This window comes from Pseudoalteromonas sp. APC 3694, assembly GCF_030407565.1.
Lineage (GTDB): Bacteria > Pseudomonadota > Gammaproteobacteria > Enterobacterales > Alteromonadaceae > Pseudoalteromonas > Pseudoalteromonas tetraodonis.
On record NZ_JASDDE010000004.1, the window covers coordinates 1 to 16,134 of the forward strand.

Below are 16,134 nucleotides of genomic sequence, written 5' to 3' on the forward strand. Positions count from 1 at the left end.
GGTTCGGTGTAAAGTTTTCTGGCGAATTCAATTATACCTTATCTTCATGCTGTTTGTTTTTCATACCACAAAGATCAACACGCCCTAAATAACCCTAAAAAGAGTAGGGATTGCTCATTTTTTGTAATTTGGGAGCTTATTTATTGTCTGGTCTGATGAGTTTGGGTGTGATATAAATTTAGCAAATAACAGCAAAAGGACATTATTTGTGCACTTTGAACAATTATTAAAACAAGCAGCCCAAGCGAGTCAGGAAACTGACCCGTTAACCAATACCATGCAGTTTCCTGCTAACTGGTGCCAAGGTCGTACTGCTTTTGGTGGCCTCTCTGCTGCGCTACTTTATCAAGCAATGCGCAATAAAGTTGATTCATCAAGAAGACTGCTTTCTTTAAGTACAAACTTTGTAGGGCCATTATTGGCTGAAAAACCGTTTTCTTTATCGGTAGAAATATTACGTGAAGGTAAAAGCAGTACCCAAGTGCTCGCCAAAGCGATCCAAGATGATGCGGTGTGTGTCATCGTGCAGGCCTGTTTCGCCAAAAATCGTAACTCATCAATTAATGTGCCGGTATCAAAGTCGTTAACCTTACACCCTGTAAACGAAGGCCATTGTTTAGGCTTTGTACCTGGGAAAATGCCAGAATTTTTTCAGCATGTTGATTTATGCCCGCAACAAGGAGCCATGCCGTTTAGTAGTGCGCAAACCTCTCACCTTGGTGGTTGGATGCGATTTAAACACACGCCTGAAGAAATTACAGAAGCTCATGTTATTGCTCTTACTGACGCATGGCCGCCAACATTACTACAAATGTTTAAGCAACCTGCACCGGCTAGTAGCATGTCATGGTATTTAGAATTTGTACAAGCGCCTAATTTAGTGCCAGGTGAATGGTTGGGTTTTGAAGCAATCACTCATCATTCAAAAGATGGCTATGGCTTAGAAGATGGCTGTATTTGGTCACAATCGGGTGAGCTTATTGCACTCACCCGCCAAACGGTTGCCTTATTTGATTAATTAAAGAGCAGTGAAGTCGCGCTGGGTATATTGCTTATCTAAGTTAAGCATTATGGTGCGATATTCACCGCTTTGAATTATATTTGCTAAGCCTTTGTCAAACTGCTGTCTCAGCAAATCATTGTTAAAATACGCAGGCCTTGCCGCAGGTGGAAAAATAGCATGAATAACAAAATCTTTAGTGGCATTAGTTTTTTGATATTCCTTTAAGTAGTGAAGAAATATACGCCTATCGAGAATAATCGTATCAACCCACCCTGCCATTAAATGGTGTATCTGCGCTTGTTGATTGAATACTTCTTCATAGCCTCTCAAGTTTTCCAAGTTATGACCAAATTCTTTGGGTAAATAAGCAGGCGCATTTTGAAATGCTAAAACACTTTTAGTCGCCAGATCGTAAATACTATTAATAGTGAAGTTACTCTTTTTAAGACTCACCACCACATTCTCATAACTAACAACCGATTGGCTTCGATATATGCCAGCAATTAAAATACCCGAGTAATTTAATGCAATATCAACATGGCCTTGGTTCAATAAAGCATCTGCACGGTGATTTGACATGTAATGTACATCAACCTCATTTATGTCTTGATTGTTAAGTGCTGCCTTTACAATCTCGAGCTGAATACCTGAATCATTTTCACTTATTACATAAGGCGCAACAGTAGGGTTAGCCGCAATAATAACTCGTTGCTGCTTAATATCATTAACAAATGCAAAACTATCGCCACATAAACACACTAAGGCCAATAAAAATACAACTTTCACTCTTTCACCTAATCCGTTTTTATTTTCAGTTATTGGGGTTACTTTTCTTTAGTAATTTAGCCGTAGCGTTTGTATTTAACTATTATTTATAGCAATATTTAAATTATTGAATTAATTATAAGCTAACATTTTGCAAACTGCCTGCCCAAGCTGTGATCTTATCATTGATATTCCCGAGATTAATGCCAAACAAGTGGCATTGTGCCCACGCTGTAGCCATAAAGTCCGCGGTATTAATATAAACCATGACACTGAAATAGTCTCACTGAGTTTAAGCGCATTATTAATGTTGCTCAGCAGTATGTTTTATCCGTTTATCTCTTTTAGTAGTAATGGCATTACCCAAACTATTACTCTGCCCGACGCAGCACGGATTTTATTTAACTATGATAGTGACCTACTCGGCCTATTTATCGATATCAGCATTATTATTCTGCCTATGAGTTTGCTGATTATTTTGATCCCTTTGCATTTGGGCGCACTCAAAGCACTGCCGCAAGCAGTTGCAAGAAAACTATTAAAATTCACTTTAACGCTAGAGCCTTGGATCATGTCAGAAATATTTCTGATTGGTGTTTTAGTTAGCATGGTAAAAATAATGTCATTGGCTGAAGTTAGCTTTGGCACTAGCTTTTTTGCCTATGTGGGATTTGTAGTTTTATATGTTAGTGCGTTAACACGGTTGAATCGTGCTAGGCTGTGGTCTCAAGTAAGCCCTGCCACTACACTTCAAAATACTTCAAACGCTGAGCGGGCTATTGATGAGAATATAAAAGCCTGCCATGTTTGCCATCAGCTGAGCGTTGAATCAATCTGTCCTCGTTGCCACAGTAAAACGTATTTAAGAAACCCCAACAGCGTACAAAAAGCGGCTGCATGGTTAGTTACTTCTCTGATTTGTTATATTCCTGCGAATTTACTGCCCATTATGTACACCATCAGCCTAGGGGATGAAACACCTGCAACCCTTATTTCAGGTGTTATTACGTTATGGAGTAGCGGCTCGTATCCTATTGCAATTATTATATTTTTTGCCAGTGTAGTGGTACCGTTAGCCAAAGCGCTTATTTTGAGCTTTTTGTGCTTTATGGTTACAAAACCCGCCAACCTGCATACAAAAGGTTACACAAAAGTGTATCAACTTACTGAATTTATAGGTAAATGGTCTATGATTGATGTGTTTGTTGTGGCTATATTAGTTGCACTGGTGCAGCTAGGAAACTTAATGTCGGTTACACCCGGTTTGGGCATCGTCTTTTTTACCGTTATGGTATTATGCCAAATGATGGCGGCACACGCATTTGACCCTCGCCTACTGTGGGACTCACCAAAAATAATAACGCAGAGAATAAAGCATGACTAAAACAGCTAACGTAGCACAAAAATCAAGTATTTCTGCAATTTGGATTATTCCTGTGGTTGCCTTATTTGTTGGTATTTGGATGCTTTATCAGTATCAATTAAATAAAGGGCAAACGATCTACATCACTATGCCCCAAGCCGAGGGGATTATTGCTGGTAAAACAGAAATTAAAGTGCGAAGTGTTAAAATAGGTCAAATTGATCACGTACGCCTCTCCAACAGCCAAGACAGTGTAATAGCCCGAGCACAAATAGATAAAAACTATGATAATTTACTCACCGAAGATGCCAGTATTTGGGTAGTAAAGCCACGCATTGATGAAACTGGGATCAGTGGTATGAGTACCCTACTTTCAGGGGTTTATTTAGAGTTTTCACCGGGAGAAAGTAACCGACTTAAAAAGCGCTTTACCCTGCAAGAAGAGCCCGCATTAATTGGTAAAGATGTACAAGGTGGACGCTTTAAGTTGCTCAGTTACAATGCAGAAGTACTCGATGTGAGTACTGGCATATTTTTTAAAAACTATAAAATAGGCCAAATAGAAACCGCCACCTTTGATTGGAAAAACCAAGCAATGCAATACGGTATTTTTATTAAAGCTCCCTACGAGAACTTGATCACCTTAAACTCTATTTTTTGGGTTAACTCAGGAATAGAAATAGATCTTTCTGCTGATGGCATAAATATTAACACCGGTTCACTGAGCAAGTTATTAAAAGGTGGTATTTCTGTCGGTTTACCTGACCAGCAAGCTCCCGGCGATTTGGCAAAAGACGGTCATAGCTTTTCTTTAAGTCAAAATTACAATCAAGCTCTAGAAGAGCGCTTTTATGACTTTGATTATTACCTTATCGAATTTGAACAATCGATTAGAGGACTCCGTGTTGGTGCGCCAGTTGAGTATAGAGGTACACGCGTCGGCACAGTGGTTGAAGCGCCCGCCAATGTAATTATAGATGGAAAACCGGCTCATTTTCGCGCTAAAAGTACCGCTGTCCCTGTATTGATCAAAGTGGAATATGGACGTTTATACCACAACAACGCCTTAGCTAAAGAGTATTGGAAATCAAGCATAATCGAGTGGATAAAAAATGGCATGAGAGCGTCACTTAAACCGGGTAATTTGCTAACCGGTGCAGTTTATGTTGATTTTGACTTTTATACCGACCCCCCTAAAAGCGAGCTTAAAAAGCTTGCTCAATACGATGTGTTTCCTAGTGTATCGAGCGGGATAACCGTGCTTGCTGACCAAGTGTCTGATGTACTGAATAAGGTAAATAATTTAAAAATTGAAGACAGCTTGGCAAAAATGCAAACAACCTTTAGCGAGTATCAGGCATTGGCCAGCGAGATGCGCATATTATTAAGTAAACCTGATACCCAAAATTTACCCGGTGACTTTAATCGTAATCTCGAAAAAATAACCAAAAGCATGGAACAGTTTGAAATAACCATGCGCCAGTTTGACAAAACCATGGCAAGCTATCAAGCAGGCTCTCAAATGCACTATCAACTTGAGCAAACACTGCTACAAATTAAGCGTTTAACAGAAGAGTTTCAGCCTCTTACTCGTGGCTTAAACGAGCAACCTAATATGCTCATTTTTGACAAATCACTACCTAACGATCCACAACCGAGGAAGCAATAATGAAAGCACTATTTTTACTTTTAACGGGTGTGATCTTTATCAGTGGTTGCAGCTCTGCTATTCAAACAACAATTCAGTATTACCAATTTGAGCAGCCCATTAATGACTCTTCGCGAAATGTGCAAGATACACAGGCACAACTGCGCGTGCAAACAGTCACCCTAAGAGGCGCATTGAATAACCGGGGTATTGCTATGAAAGTAGATAGTAATCAAATCCATGCTGCTAATTATCATCTATGGGGCGAGTCGCCAGATGTTATGCTCAGTGCCAGCGCGCAGCAAACATTATTTAATACCATGACAAACTGGATGGTTATTAAAGGCTTACCCGTTATTACTGACCAACAGCAACAAAGATTTTACGAATTAGAATACGAACTACACCACTTTAACGGTGATCTGCAAGGTAATGCAGATATTTCAGGGCTATGGCGTTTATACTACACTCACCCAGAATCGGGTAGGCGTTTAATAAGCATCCATAATTTCTCATCTGTTTTGCCAATTGATGATGATGGCTATGATTCATTGGTGGCGACTCTTGAAAAAATGTGGCAACAAATCAACATCCTTGCGGCAAAAGAAATTGAAAAAGCGCGAATTTAATTTCGCTCTGTATTAAGTAAATATAATACATCTACCGCAATGTTAGTGTTCTCTATAATCACTTGACCTTGGGTTTTAAAACCGAGCTTTTGTAATACATTTTTTGATGCGCGGTTATCACAGCGGGCGATCGCCGTAACCTGGTTAATCCCCAAGTTTTGTCTATGGTTTAGCAAGGTATTTGCCGCCTCAAAAATATAGCCCTTTTTTTCAAAACCGTCTTTTAGCGCAAACCCTAAATCGGGATATTGCAGAACAGCTCGCTGATAAAACCCAACAATACCAACTAGTGTTTCATCATGTAATGCGATTATATAAGGCCCAAAGCCATGCTGCTTATGGGCAGATATAAAACTGTCTTTGATGTATTTTTTAGCGTCGTCTAAGGTATAAATACCTTTATCACCAATGTATTTAGTGAAATTAGCCTGATTAACCAACTTAAGTAACTCCGCCGCATCTGCTATTTGTGCGAAGCGTATGTGTAAGCGCTCTGTTGTAAAAGCAATATTCAAAATAACTCCTGATAATATTTTTCACGACCCGATATTTTTTTATTGACTGAAATAAAAAAGAAGATTATTTTTGCGCCGATGTTTTTAAAGGCACAACAATAGCGGCATGCATTCCTTGCGCCGTCTGGCGCCAAAGCCAACGCGTTTCACTAAAACTATTAATTTAACATAATTTTTTAAGTGCCCTTCACGCGTGCAAAAGCAGTGACTTGGAAAATGATTTAACAACAAACTTATCATCTTCTTTGTTTTTGTATAAGCAGTTTACTTTTTAAATCTGCTTTTAATTTTGTGATCTTATAAATGCTTGAACCTTCTGCGTTAACTCTACTGCCGCCTGCGGTAGTGGTTGTATTGGCTGTTGTTTTACGCCGCCCTATTTTATCGTTATTGATTGGTGCATTAGTTGGCCTTGTTTTAGCTGACCCTAGCAAAGTTCTCTCAAATTTTGCCAGCACATCACTCAAAGTAATGACTGATGAAACCATTGGTTGGTTAATACTTGTGTGTGGCGGCTTTGGTGCGCTTATTGCCTTATTAGTGCGCACTGGAGGGGCTTCTGCGTTTGGTAGTTTGGCTTTAAAGTACACCCGAGGTAAACGATCCTCCTTATTTATGACCTTTTGTTTGGGTGTTGTGATATTTATTGACGATTATTTAAACGCGCTTACCGTGGGTGAAACCATGAAGCGGATCACCGACAAATTTAAAGTGAGTCGTGAAATGCTCGCTTACATTGTTGATTCAACGGCAGCGCCTATTTGTGTACTCGTCCCTTTGTCAACGTGGGCTGTATTTTTTGGTGGCCTGTTAGTGGATAACGGCATTGCAGAAGAAGGCAAAGGCATTGCCGTTTATATTCAAGCCATTCCGTACATGTTTTATGCCTGGTTTGCGGTGTTGACTGTGGTGCTGGTTATTGCCGGCGTGATCCCTACTTTTGGCCCCATGAAAAAAGCCGAGCAACAGGCGCTAACTCACGCTCCTACTTTAGAGCCTGCGATTTATACTCAAGTACAAACCGCCGATGAATATGCAGTAAAAGCAGCGGAAGAACACTTTGAAGATGCGGATCCTAAAGGTAAGTTATATAACTTTTTGTTGCCGATTATTTTATTAGTCGCATTTACCGTATATTTTGAAATAGATGTGTACAAAGGTCTATTAGCGACAATGGCTGTCACTTTGCCATTTTATGCGTTACAAAAATTAATGAGCTTTAGCGAAATGATTGAGCGTATGCTGGATGGTTTTAAAAGTATGATCCCCGCAATTGGAACCGTGATTGCCGCCTTTATTTTTAAAGATGTATGCGACTTAATTGGCTTACCACAATTTGTGATTGGCAGCTTAAGCCCGTATATGACCGCTGGCTATTTACCTGCGGTGGTATTTATTGCGATGTCGATATTAGCGTTTGCTACGGGTTCAAGTTGGGGGATTTTTGCGGTTTCAATTCCTATTGTCATGCCCCTTGCGACGGCGGTTGATGCAAATATTCCATTGGTGATTGGCGCATTACTTTCAGCGTCTTCATTTGGTAGCCAAGCCTGTTTTTACTCTGATTCAACCGTACTAGCAGCACAAGGCTCTGGCTGTAATTTGATCAGTCATGCTGTAACGCAATTACCTTATACCTTAATTGCTGCAGGCTTTGCCATAATTGGCTTTTTACTTATGGCCTAACATGGCAATGGTAGCCATTTTACTAAAACCATAATTAACGCCGTTAAAACAAAACCCAGTCAACAATGGCTGGGTTTTGTTTGGTTTTTGAGTAATTTCAACTTACTTTTGCAATTTTATATCGCTGTAGTAAGCATCTAAACTCGTCACTTTAGTTTGGTTTGGTAAATCAGCAAACTCGCTATCACTAAACTTAGTGCCGCGTAGCTGCACATTTAAGCGGGCTGCTTGTGGATTTAACATGGTTTGCTGGTAGTAGTCTTTAATATCAGCAAGGGTGACCTTTTCTACTTCTGCAATTAGCTTTTGTTTTGAATCAAAATCAAAGTTTTCACGGTACCAATCGTTAATCAATGGGCTCATTTCGTCGCTTAAATTCTTTGGCTGTTCTTTTAACGAAACCAACGTTGCATTTTTAAGCTGTGCAAATGTTTCTTCACTCATAGCATTAAGCTCAGAAGCGTACTCTTTTTTGAACTTATCAAAGCGTACTTGAATTTCTTTTGGCCCTTTGACCGGCGTTTGAATAAACAAACCAATACCAGAGTAATCCTCAATAGGACGCGCTAATGCCCCTACCGCATAAGCTAGTTGTTCTTCGGTACGCATTTTGTCAAACGCGATTGTTCTAAAGTGCCCTTGTAAAACCGCCGCCTGCGCTTTTTGTTTATAACCTGGCGTTGGGTGAATGGTCATATCGACAACGGCTACATCGGCTACATCAATATCTTTGTGTAATACGCGCGCTTCACCTTGTTGTGGTAACCAGGCTTTACTGCGAGCAAACTCAGATTTTGTATGATTATTTGGTAAAATAGCCGTTAACTCAGCAGCAATGGCATCAATATCTTTTTGGTTATAGTTGCCATAGCTAAATACGCGTAAGTTATTATTCGCTAATGTGCTTTGCTTTAATGCTTGTAAATCAGCGAGCGTCAGTGATTGAGCTGCCTTAATAAGCGCGTCAGTATCAAAACTACCGGTTCGAGTCAGTTTTGAATATTCACTAAACGCTTGTGCATACGGGAACTGTTTTTGCTGATTGAGTAAATCACGTTGATAACGGTCAATCGCTTGATTAAATGCTTGCGCTGAAATTTTATCGTCAAATCCAGCTAACGCTTGTTTAAGTAAGGTATCTTGTTTATCGGTAAAACCACTTAATGATAAAACTAAGCCATTGCTTGAGCTTAAATTAACATTCATACCGGCAATAGCCGCTTCGGTTCGTAGCTGACTTAATTGAGTGTTATATAAATCTGCCCACACAGAATAAAGGACGGTTGAGTTAATATCACGCAACCCTGTTTGTGTGTTGATATACACCTCAACTAAACCTTTGGGTTGCTCTGCAAACTGCTGGCTTGCTTGGCGCCAGATTTTTACACCGTTTTTATCATAGCTAAGTTCTGGGTGTTTTTGCTCTTTAAAAGCCTGCGTTTTAATTGCAAAACTCTCTGGCAGTAAGTTGTTAACACTTGGTAAGGCTAAATTAAATTCACTTGGTTTTTCCCAGCTGGCAATTTCTGCATCACTAATATCGTTAATTTTATATTTGCCATCGTAAAAATGCAGCTCAGAATCTGTATCTTCCTGTTGAGAAATATACCAAACACGTAAGGTATCTGCGTTAAGTTGTTTTAGTACATTATTAACCGCATCAGCATCAAACTTAGCGTAGTAGTATGGTGCGTTTATCGCATGATTTAACGGATAATCTTGCATGCTTTGAGTCAGCGCACTGACGTAGTTAAACTCATCGCCTTTTTCTAAAAATTTAAACTGGTTATTCAAAGAGGTGCGAATTTCATTAAAGTACTTACTATTAACACCTTCACGTTTAATTAAATCAATATATTGCATAATAGTCGCAACAATGGCTTCGCGGTTTTTCATGCCCTCATCAGTCAGCTCTATGTTCACATTTAAAGAGCCATAGTTACCATACTGATTTGGAGAGGCAGAGGCTGATAACTGAGATACCCAGCCTTTATCACGTAATATTTGTGCTGGGCTACCTGGCATTTCATTGCTAAGTAAATAGGCAACAAAACGATTAGGTTTTACTGCAAATTCAGTTTGATTATTAGTGATTGTAAAGTCGAGCTGTAATTGTTTAACGTCTTCGTTTGGCGAGTAAAAAACACGTTTACCACCGGCATTATCAAAATTTAGCTTGGCTGATACTTTTGGCTTTTCAATATTTTTATTTTTAATATCAGCGAAGTATTTTTCTGCTTTTTTCTGCATTTCTTCAAGTGGTAAATTAGAAATTAACGCCACTTTCATAATATTTGATGAATAATATTTATTGTAAAAATCAACCGTTTCTTTGTGTAATGAACTATCAGCTTTATCGCCTAACGTTTCAAGGTTACCAATTAAGAATCGATTAGCCGGATGCTCACCCATCATTTTACGTGCAAGTTTAAATTGGCCGAAAAAGTCCATTTCACGACGCATTGACCATTCAGCATTTACTGCATTTTTTTCTTTTTCTGTGTATTCTGGGTAAAGCTTAGGGGCTTTAAAAAAGTCTGAAAAGCGGTCTAAGCCTTCATCAAACGCATCGTTATTAATTTTAAACATGTAGTTAGTAATATCGAGCCAAGTGTAAGCATTATGCGCGCCGCCGTTTTTAGTCATAAAATCGGAGTACCCTTTAGTGTCTGGGTATCGCTCAGTACCTAAAAACAACATATGTTCTAGGTAATGCGCCATGCCTTGTTGGCTCATTGGGTCGTGTAACAGACCTACACCTACACTAAGTGAAGCCGCTGATTTTTCTGCGCTCGGATCAGAGACTAAAATCACTTCAATATCGTTAGCAAGTTTCAAGGTTTTATATTCACGATTATCGTTAGGGCTTACAACGAGCGTGGGTGATAAAAGTGAGGTTTGTGGTGATTGAGAAAGAGTGGCGGTATTTGAACAACCGCTTAATATTGCTAGTGCAATTGCACTTAAGCCGATGATGTGTTTCATTTTAGTTTTATCCGTTATCGTAGAATAGGGTATTAGCGTTTTAAAAAGACTAAATCAGCTATAAACTACCACTATCAATTAATACTATGCTACTAATTAGCACTTAATTATGTAACACATTGTGAATAACAATCGAATACTCAAAGAAAATAATAAGGTAAGTTATGGAAAAGATAATAATAATGGCCATGTTTGTGCAGGTAACACTTTCATTAGTTGTTATGGTGATTATGGGAAAACGTCGTTTTGCAGCGGCTAAAAATAAACAAATACAGTTAAGCGACTTTGCTGCTATGCGCCTCGATAATGCAGGCGATCATGTGAGAGTAGCGGATCGTAATTTTAGCAATCAATTTGAAATACCTGTGCTTTTTTATGCGGGATGTTTACTTGCTTTACAGCTTAATATGGCAAGTGTCCCTATCGCAGTATTGGCGTGTATATTTGTAGCCACACGCATTATTCATAGCCTCATTCACCTTGGTAGTAATCATTTAAGAGCCCGTTTTAGAGTATTTTTACTAGGCTGCTTATCTGTATTTGTAATGTGGTTTTTGCTATTGCTGGGTGTACTTTTAAACTAAAAAATAACAGCGAATTTAATAATTCGCCGTTATTTTTTTAAAGTTTACTTAGCACGTTTTAAGCGAGGTGCTACTAGCAATAGTGCACCTAATAACCATGCCATACTGCCACTAGAGTCTGACGTTTTTGGTGGTGTAACTTCTACGTTATCAATTAATGTATTCTCTTTAGGTGTTAAATTTTGTGCTGAATTAGGATCGTCATCAAGCACAACCACCGTTTGTATTGATACTAAGTTTTGATTACTAATAACCACATTTTCATCTGAACATTGCTCTTTAGTAACACCAACTAATGGCACCTGAGAACAATGAACTAAGGCCGCTATTTTATCTAAAGTTTCTTGGCTTTGTGCTGTTATTTGTCCGAAAACGGTAAACCCACCATTTTGTAAATCTAAGTTTTGGCTGTTATCACTCATATTAAAAAACCATTGGCTAGTGGCGCTGTTTTCGTTGCCGCCCTGTTTTGCCATGGCAATTGTGCCTTTTACATTTGAGTAAATAGGTTCGTTTATTACCGCAGGCTTGGTTGTAATTGGATCCATTTCATCAGAAAAAGTAAAACCTCCCCCTTGAATGACAAACTTATCAACAGAGCGATGTATAACCGTTTGATTGTAGGCGGCATCATCAACATAACTTAGGAAGTTTTCTACTGTTTTAGGTGTTTGTTGATCAAACAAGTTAATTTCTATCGTTCCTTGGCTCGTCTGCATTTCGACTATGGTTGCTACGCTTGAAAAACTTGCTGCAGTTAAAATTGACGCTAAGATAAGCTTCTTCATTATTTTTCCTACTTTTTATTGTCATTAGGCGTCATAGAGTAGTGTTATTCATTTTATAAATCGATACATAAGTACTTAACGCTACAATTCATAGCAAGTCGATTACACCATAGTTACAACTGTTTACATTTTAATTTTAAACATGTTATGGGTAGTTAATTGCCTGAGTGCCCTAGTGTGCATCACGGTTACTCTTTCTAATAAATTTTAAACCTAGCAAGGTACTTAAAAAGCCCCTTATCAATCACTTTTTTTTTGTTATTATCAACTCACAAAGTGATAGGAGTAAATATAATGACTAACAACACGACTATTTGTGACTTTGGACTACACCAAGGTGAACCTTACACCCAATTGCCCGTTAGCTTTTTGAAGTGGATGATTGATGTTAATCATCAAAAATCTCAATATGCACGGGATGAACTAGCACGAAGAAACAGAGTTGTAGAACAACAGCGTGAAGCCTCGCTGGCTGAAAAAACATAAAGAAGTGCGTTTTTTTAACCTCGAACTAGTTTAAACTAGCCACCTACTAGATTGAGCTTTTATTCATCGATAGGTATTTTATGCGTACACTTATTTTTCTTGTTTTTTTCCTTGGTTTATCTGGCTGTGCCAGCGACTCTGTCAATAAACCTGCAGCACACTATTTAACAGTTCTTCATACCAATGATAACCATGGTCGCTTTTGGCATAACGAAAAAGGCGAATATGGTATGGCTGCGCGTAAAACCTTAATTGACCAGCTAAGAGCAGATGCAAAGGCACAAGGACATCAGGTGTTATTATTATCAGGTGGCGATATTAATACCGGCATCCCTGAATCAGACCTGCAATTTGCTGAGCCCGATTTTAAAGGCATGTCGAAAATTAGCTATGACGCAATGGCACTAGGTAATCATGAGTTTGACAACCCATTAAGTGTACTAAAAAAACAACAGCAATGGGCTAACTTCCCGCTTTTATCTGCCAACATTTTCGATAAACAAACTGATAAAGCTGTTTTTGAGCGCTATAAAATATTTAACAAAGGCGGCTTAACCATTGCCGTTATTGGTTTAACAACCACAGACACTGCTAAAATTGGTAACCCGCAATACATTGGTCACTTAGATTTTAAAGATCCTGTTGAAATTACCGCCTCACTTACCCAAATCCTAAAAACAAAATACAATCCCGACATTACTATTGCCGTAACCCACATGGGACACTACGTAGATGCTAATTATGGGATCAATGCCCCGGGTGATGTCACCTTAGCTCGCTCCTTAGATAAAAGTGCCCTTGATATGATTATTGGTGGCCATTCCCAAGAGCCAGTGTGTATGGCTGCTGAAAATGTTACTGATGAGCACTTTAAACCGGGTTTAGCCTGTAAACCAGATCAGCAAAATGGAACCTGGATAATGCAAGCCCATGAATGGGGTAAGTATGTGGGTAAAGCGGAGTTTAAATTAGAAAGTGGCCAATTATCACTGCTCAGTTATCAATTATTACCCGTTAATTTATACGTAGATAAAAAACAAAAAGACGGGAGCGTAAAATCCGTACTTTCAGCAAATTACATTAAACCAGATCCAGAACTGCAAACCTTTTTAGCGGCGTACCAACAAAAAGGAGCAAAGCAAATTGAGGGTAAAATTGGCTTCGTCAATGACAGACTTGAGGGAGATCGCAACAAAGTACGCTTTGAACAAACAAACCTTGCGCGCGTCATCATCCAAGCACAAATGAACACCGTGGGTGCGGATTTTGGTATTATTAGTGGTGGCGGTGTTCGCGATAGCATTAATGCAGGTGACGTGAGCTATAAAGATATACTTAAAGTACAACCTTTCAAAAATCGTGTCGCCTATATCGACTTCAAAGGCAGTGATATTTTAACCTATTTAAACGTTGTGACACGTTTTCCACCCGACTCTGGGGCTTACATGCAATATCATAACTTAGCATTTGAATTGAAAGGTGAGCAGGTAACTAACGTGTTCATTGCTGGAAAACCGCTTGATATAAGCAAAACATACCGCATGAGTATTAATGAATATAACGCTTCAGGTGGCGATAGTTATCCAAAAATTACACAAATGGCAGGTTTTGTAAGCACTGATGAAACTGACTCGCAAGCTTTAAAGCGATTTTTTGCTGAACATAGCCCCGTTGATGCTCGTGAATTTGCACCTAAATAATCTAATGTGAACAGCGAAGAGTGTCATTAAAATGCTAATGACACTCTTCATTAAACTTTATGTGAGAACAAAGCTAGTTAATCAAACATTTCAGCCCACAAATCACTCACCCTAAACGATAAAACTAAATTACTTTCCTATTATTTCTATATTGCCTTGGCTAACATTTACTAAGCCATAGCTGTGCATCCGTGAACGAGAGCCCTCTCCAAATGCCTTTGGCGGATAATACAACTCTTTCTGCTCTGGGCAATCATTTAATACATCATCTAGCGCCGCACGTATTTCGCTTAAGGTTTTTTCTAAACTGTTATTAAAGTTTGGCCGTTTTCTAATAGTATGCCCGAGTTCAACTAACCGATAAAAGTACTTATTTGCAAGTTCTAGCAACTCCTCGGGCACATTTTTATTATGGTTAAGTTTAGCCTCTGGATTATTAGTACAAAATTCAACAAGTGCTAAATAAAAACACAGTGGCTTATTTGCTAAGGCTACTTGTTGCTCAGGATAATAACTATTGGATAATGTTTTACTTTTTAAATCAATCACGAGTGTTAATGATTTTGATTCTGGGGCAATTGAGTCTTGCTCAGTACCTAGTTTTTTATTTTTTTGATAAGTAATACTCTGCTTCATCATGAACATAAGTAATACACTAATACCAAAAAGTAGTATATAAATAGTCACTACATCAGGCGAAAAATATGCTTGCTTTAAAGATAAAACAATAAACACCACGCTATTATTACTATTTAGTTTTCGAATAAACTCATCGGCTTTCAAGGATAAGTTAAACTCGTGCTTTGGCACTATCGAAATCACCTGTATACCCGTACCTTGAATCTGAGCATTTACTGTTTGAATATAATGCTGTAAAGCCGCTTTATTACCCGAGTGCTTAAGCAGCTTATTTGATAAATCGAGCAAAGGTAAGTCTAAAGCGATTTGTTTTTCTATTTGGGTTATTTGTAACTTATTTACCTGTTGCTGTTTATGTGTTGTTGAAATATAAAACACGAATGAAAATACAGTGAATAGTATAAAAACACCTAATGACGATACAAGCTTTCTCATTACGACTCCCCTATAAAGGTAACGGGGTAATTATTACATTGCCAATATGGCTCAACATCTTGATAGTATTGAAACGATTGTTCTTTAGACATACTCAATAAGTGAGACTGTACAGCACAGAGTAAATCAGTATTGTTGTGCTGCATTTTTAAGTACCAACGGGTGCCTGCCACATTACTACTAATAGGCGTAATATAATTTTTTGAAAAACGCTGACTGTCACTTTCTCTCCAAAAAGAGGCAATAAGGTCTACTTCCCCGTTCGCCAATAATTCTCTCAACTCATTGTGTGAACTCGCATAGGTTATTTTTAGATGAGCAATGTTTAGGCCTAGCTCTTTAAAGGCTTGTTTGGGTAAAATGTGCCCTGAGCGACTCGTTGGATAATCCAACAGACCGATTTTTTTATCTAAAAAATATTGTTTGCTGATCTTTGGTTTTTCTTTTGAAGAGATAAAAAACGCAGTGTAATCAGAAAAGCCAACCACAGGCTGATAGTTGTAAGTAGATTCAGCCTTAAACGCATCCATAATATTATTTTTCGCTAAAATTAAATCTGCAATACCTTTACCTACAAACTCTAAGCTATCAACGGTTCTATACCCCCAATAGCCAATGACAGAGCCATACTGTTTTGCCACTACTTTGTCACCACAGAGATTTTGAGTAAGTAATTGAGCAACGTATTTTGAGGGGGTAAATACTATAAGTTGACTCTTATTAGCTGTTGCCGTTGTTTGACATGTCGTTGATGTCTCAATTATTACTGGAAACGTTATATCTTCCTCGCCCACAATAACTTGACCTGAAAACCAACTTAGCAACACGCCCAGAAACATAAATGTAACAATTGCTGTTTTATGCAACATTAACTTCTTAATATTCAAAAAACACCCGTTTAAATTAGA

At 38.5% G+C, this 16,134-nt stretch carries 14 protein-coding genes; 8 read left to right on the forward strand and 6 right to left on the reverse strand.

All coding sequences use genetic code 11. From position 1 onward, the window contains the following. Positions 1 to 208 precede the first annotated feature (208 nt). Entirely contained in the window at positions 209 to 1,018 is an 810-nt protein-coding gene (locus QMA00_RS02440; protein WP_008464384.1) for a thioesterase family protein, read from the forward strand. Here the strand turns inward: QMA00_RS02440 and QMA00_RS02445 are convergent, their stop codons facing one another. Continuing rightward, complete coding sequence (locus QMA00_RS02445; protein ID WP_290155861.1) at positions 1,019 to 1,789, reverse strand: transporter substrate-binding domain-containing protein; 771 nt, start codon at positions 1,787 to 1,789, stop codon at positions 1,019 to 1,021. Between the two features lie 193 nt (positions 1,790 to 1,982). Between QMA00_RS02445 and QMA00_RS02450 the strand changes: the two genes are divergently transcribed. Genes QMA00_RS02450 through QMA00_RS02460 form a run of 3 tightly spaced genes read left to right on the forward strand, consistent with a single transcriptional unit; the run spans position 1,983 to position 5,408 of the window. Continuing rightward, a complete protein-coding gene (locus QMA00_RS02450; protein WP_290155956.1) occupies positions 1,983 to 3,152 on the forward strand; it encodes a paraquat-inducible protein A in 1,170 nt (389 codons plus the stop codon). After that, positions 3,145 to 4,800, forward strand: a complete 1,656-nt coding sequence (pqiB, locus tag QMA00_RS02455) for an intermembrane transport protein PqiB (RefSeq protein WP_290155863.1) — start codon at positions 3,145 to 3,147, stop codon at positions 4,798 to 4,800. The genes QMA00_RS02450 and pqiB overlap by 8 nt, the downstream gene beginning before the upstream one ends. Further along, positions 4,800 to 5,408: a PqiC family protein gene (locus QMA00_RS02460; RefSeq protein WP_138686723.1), complete on the forward strand. Its 609-nt coding sequence runs from the start codon at positions 4,800 to 4,802 to the stop codon at positions 5,406 to 5,408. The genes pqiB and QMA00_RS02460 overlap by 1 nt, the downstream gene beginning before the upstream one ends. Here the strand turns inward: QMA00_RS02460 and QMA00_RS02465 are convergent. Further along, positions 5,405 to 5,923 carry a GNAT family N-acetyltransferase gene (locus QMA00_RS02465; protein WP_290155866.1) on the reverse strand — a complete coding sequence of 173 codons (519 nt, stop codon included), beginning with the start codon at positions 5,921 to 5,923 and terminating at the stop codon, positions 5,405 to 5,407. The genes QMA00_RS02460 and QMA00_RS02465 overlap by 4 nt on opposite strands. Before the next feature lie 303 nt (positions 5,924 to 6,226). Between QMA00_RS02465 and QMA00_RS02470 the strand changes: the two genes are divergently transcribed. Next, positions 6,227 to 7,609, forward strand: coding sequence for a Na+/H+ antiporter NhaC family protein (locus QMA00_RS02470; RefSeq protein ID WP_262977005.1), 1,383 nt, complete (start codon positions 6,227 to 6,229; stop codon positions 7,607 to 7,609). Positions 7,610 to 7,711: 102 nt separating this feature from the next. On the opposite strand, the gene QMA00_RS02475 is transcribed toward QMA00_RS02470, so the two are convergent. Next, positions 7,712 to 10,594, reverse strand: a complete 2,883-nt coding sequence (locus QMA00_RS02475; RefSeq protein WP_076921713.1) for an insulinase family protein — start codon at positions 10,592 to 10,594, stop codon at positions 7,712 to 7,714. A gap of 164 nt (positions 10,595 to 10,758) precedes the next feature. Here QMA00_RS02475 and QMA00_RS02480 point away from each other — a divergent pair, with 164 nt between their 5' ends. Further along, positions 10,759 to 11,178, forward strand: coding sequence for an MAPEG family protein (locus tag QMA00_RS02480; protein WP_076921711.1), 420 nt, complete (start codon positions 10,759 to 10,761; stop codon positions 11,176 to 11,178). Between the two features lie 44 nt (positions 11,179 to 11,222). Here the strand turns inward: QMA00_RS02480 and QMA00_RS02485 are convergent, their stop codons facing one another. After that, positions 11,223 to 11,966, reverse strand: coding sequence for a peptidylprolyl isomerase (locus QMA00_RS02485; RefSeq protein ID WP_076921708.1), 744 nt, complete (start codon positions 11,964 to 11,966; stop codon positions 11,223 to 11,225). Positions 11,967 to 12,260: 294 nt separating this feature from the next. Between QMA00_RS02485 and QMA00_RS02490 the strand changes: the two genes are divergently transcribed. Further along, on the forward strand, positions 12,261 to 12,452 hold the full coding sequence (locus tag QMA00_RS02490) for a hypothetical protein (RefSeq protein WP_010389030.1): 192 nt from the start codon (positions 12,261 to 12,263) through the stop codon (positions 12,450 to 12,452). Positions 12,453 to 12,532: 80 nt separating this feature from the next. Continuing rightward, positions 12,533 to 14,152 carry a bifunctional UDP-sugar hydrolase/5'-nucleotidase UshA gene (gene ushA / locus QMA00_RS02495; protein ID WP_076921706.1) on the forward strand — a complete coding sequence of 540 codons (1,620 nt, stop codon included), beginning with the start codon at positions 12,533 to 12,535 and terminating at the stop codon, positions 14,150 to 14,152. A 129-nt stretch (positions 14,153 to 14,281) separates the two neighbouring features. Here the strand turns inward: ushA and QMA00_RS02500 are convergent, their stop codons facing one another. Together QMA00_RS02500 and QMA00_RS02505 are read right to left on the reverse strand one after the other, a co-directional pair. After that, entirely contained in the window at positions 14,282 to 15,226 is a 945-nt protein-coding gene (locus QMA00_RS02500; RefSeq protein ID WP_076921704.1) for a hypothetical protein, read from the reverse strand. Then, on the reverse strand, positions 15,226 to 16,095 hold the full coding sequence (locus QMA00_RS02505; protein WP_290155874.1) for a hypothetical protein: 870 nt from the start codon (positions 16,093 to 16,095) through the stop codon (positions 15,226 to 15,228). Before QMA00_RS02505 ends, QMA00_RS02500 begins: the two co-directional genes overlap by 1 nt. Between the last annotated feature and the right edge of the window lie 39 nt (positions 16,096 to 16,134).

Bases quoted from the DNA above. Each gene is read 5' to 3' on its own strand.
- QMA00_RS02460 (WP_138686723.1), top strand. From the start codon at position 4,800: ATGAAAGCACTATTTTTACTTTTAACGGGTGTGATCTTTATCAGTGGT.
- QMA00_RS02480 (WP_076921711.1), top strand. From the start codon at position 10,759: ATGGAAAAGATAATAATAATGGCCATGTTTGTGCAGGTAACACTTTCA.
- QMA00_RS02500 (WP_076921704.1), bottom strand. From the start codon at position 15,226: ATGAGAAAGCTTGTATCGTCATTAGGTGTTTTTATACTATTCACTGTA.
- ushA (WP_076921706.1), top strand. From the start codon at position 12,533: ATGCGTACACTTATTTTTCTTGTTTTTTTCCTTGGTTTATCTGGCTGT.
- QMA00_RS02475 (WP_076921713.1), bottom strand. From the start codon at position 10,594: ATGAAACACATCATCGGCTTAAGTGCAATTGCACTAGCAATATTAAGC.
- QMA00_RS02485 (WP_076921708.1), bottom strand. From the start codon at position 11,966: ATGAAGAAGCTTATCTTAGCGTCAATTTTAACTGCAGCAAGTTTTTCA.
- QMA00_RS02505 (WP_290155874.1), bottom strand. From the start codon at position 16,095: ATGTTGCATAAAACAGCAATTGTTACATTTATGTTTCTGGGCGTGTTG.
- pqiB (WP_290155863.1), top strand. From the start codon at position 3,145: ATGACTAAAACAGCTAACGTAGCACAAAAATCAAGTATTTCTGCAATT.
- QMA00_RS02490 (WP_010389030.1), top strand. From the start codon at position 12,261: ATGACTAACAACACGACTATTTGTGACTTTGGACTACACCAAGGTGAA.
- QMA00_RS02470 (WP_262977005.1), top strand. From the start codon at position 6,227: ATGCTTGAACCTTCTGCGTTAACTCTACTGCCGCCTGCGGTAGTGGTT.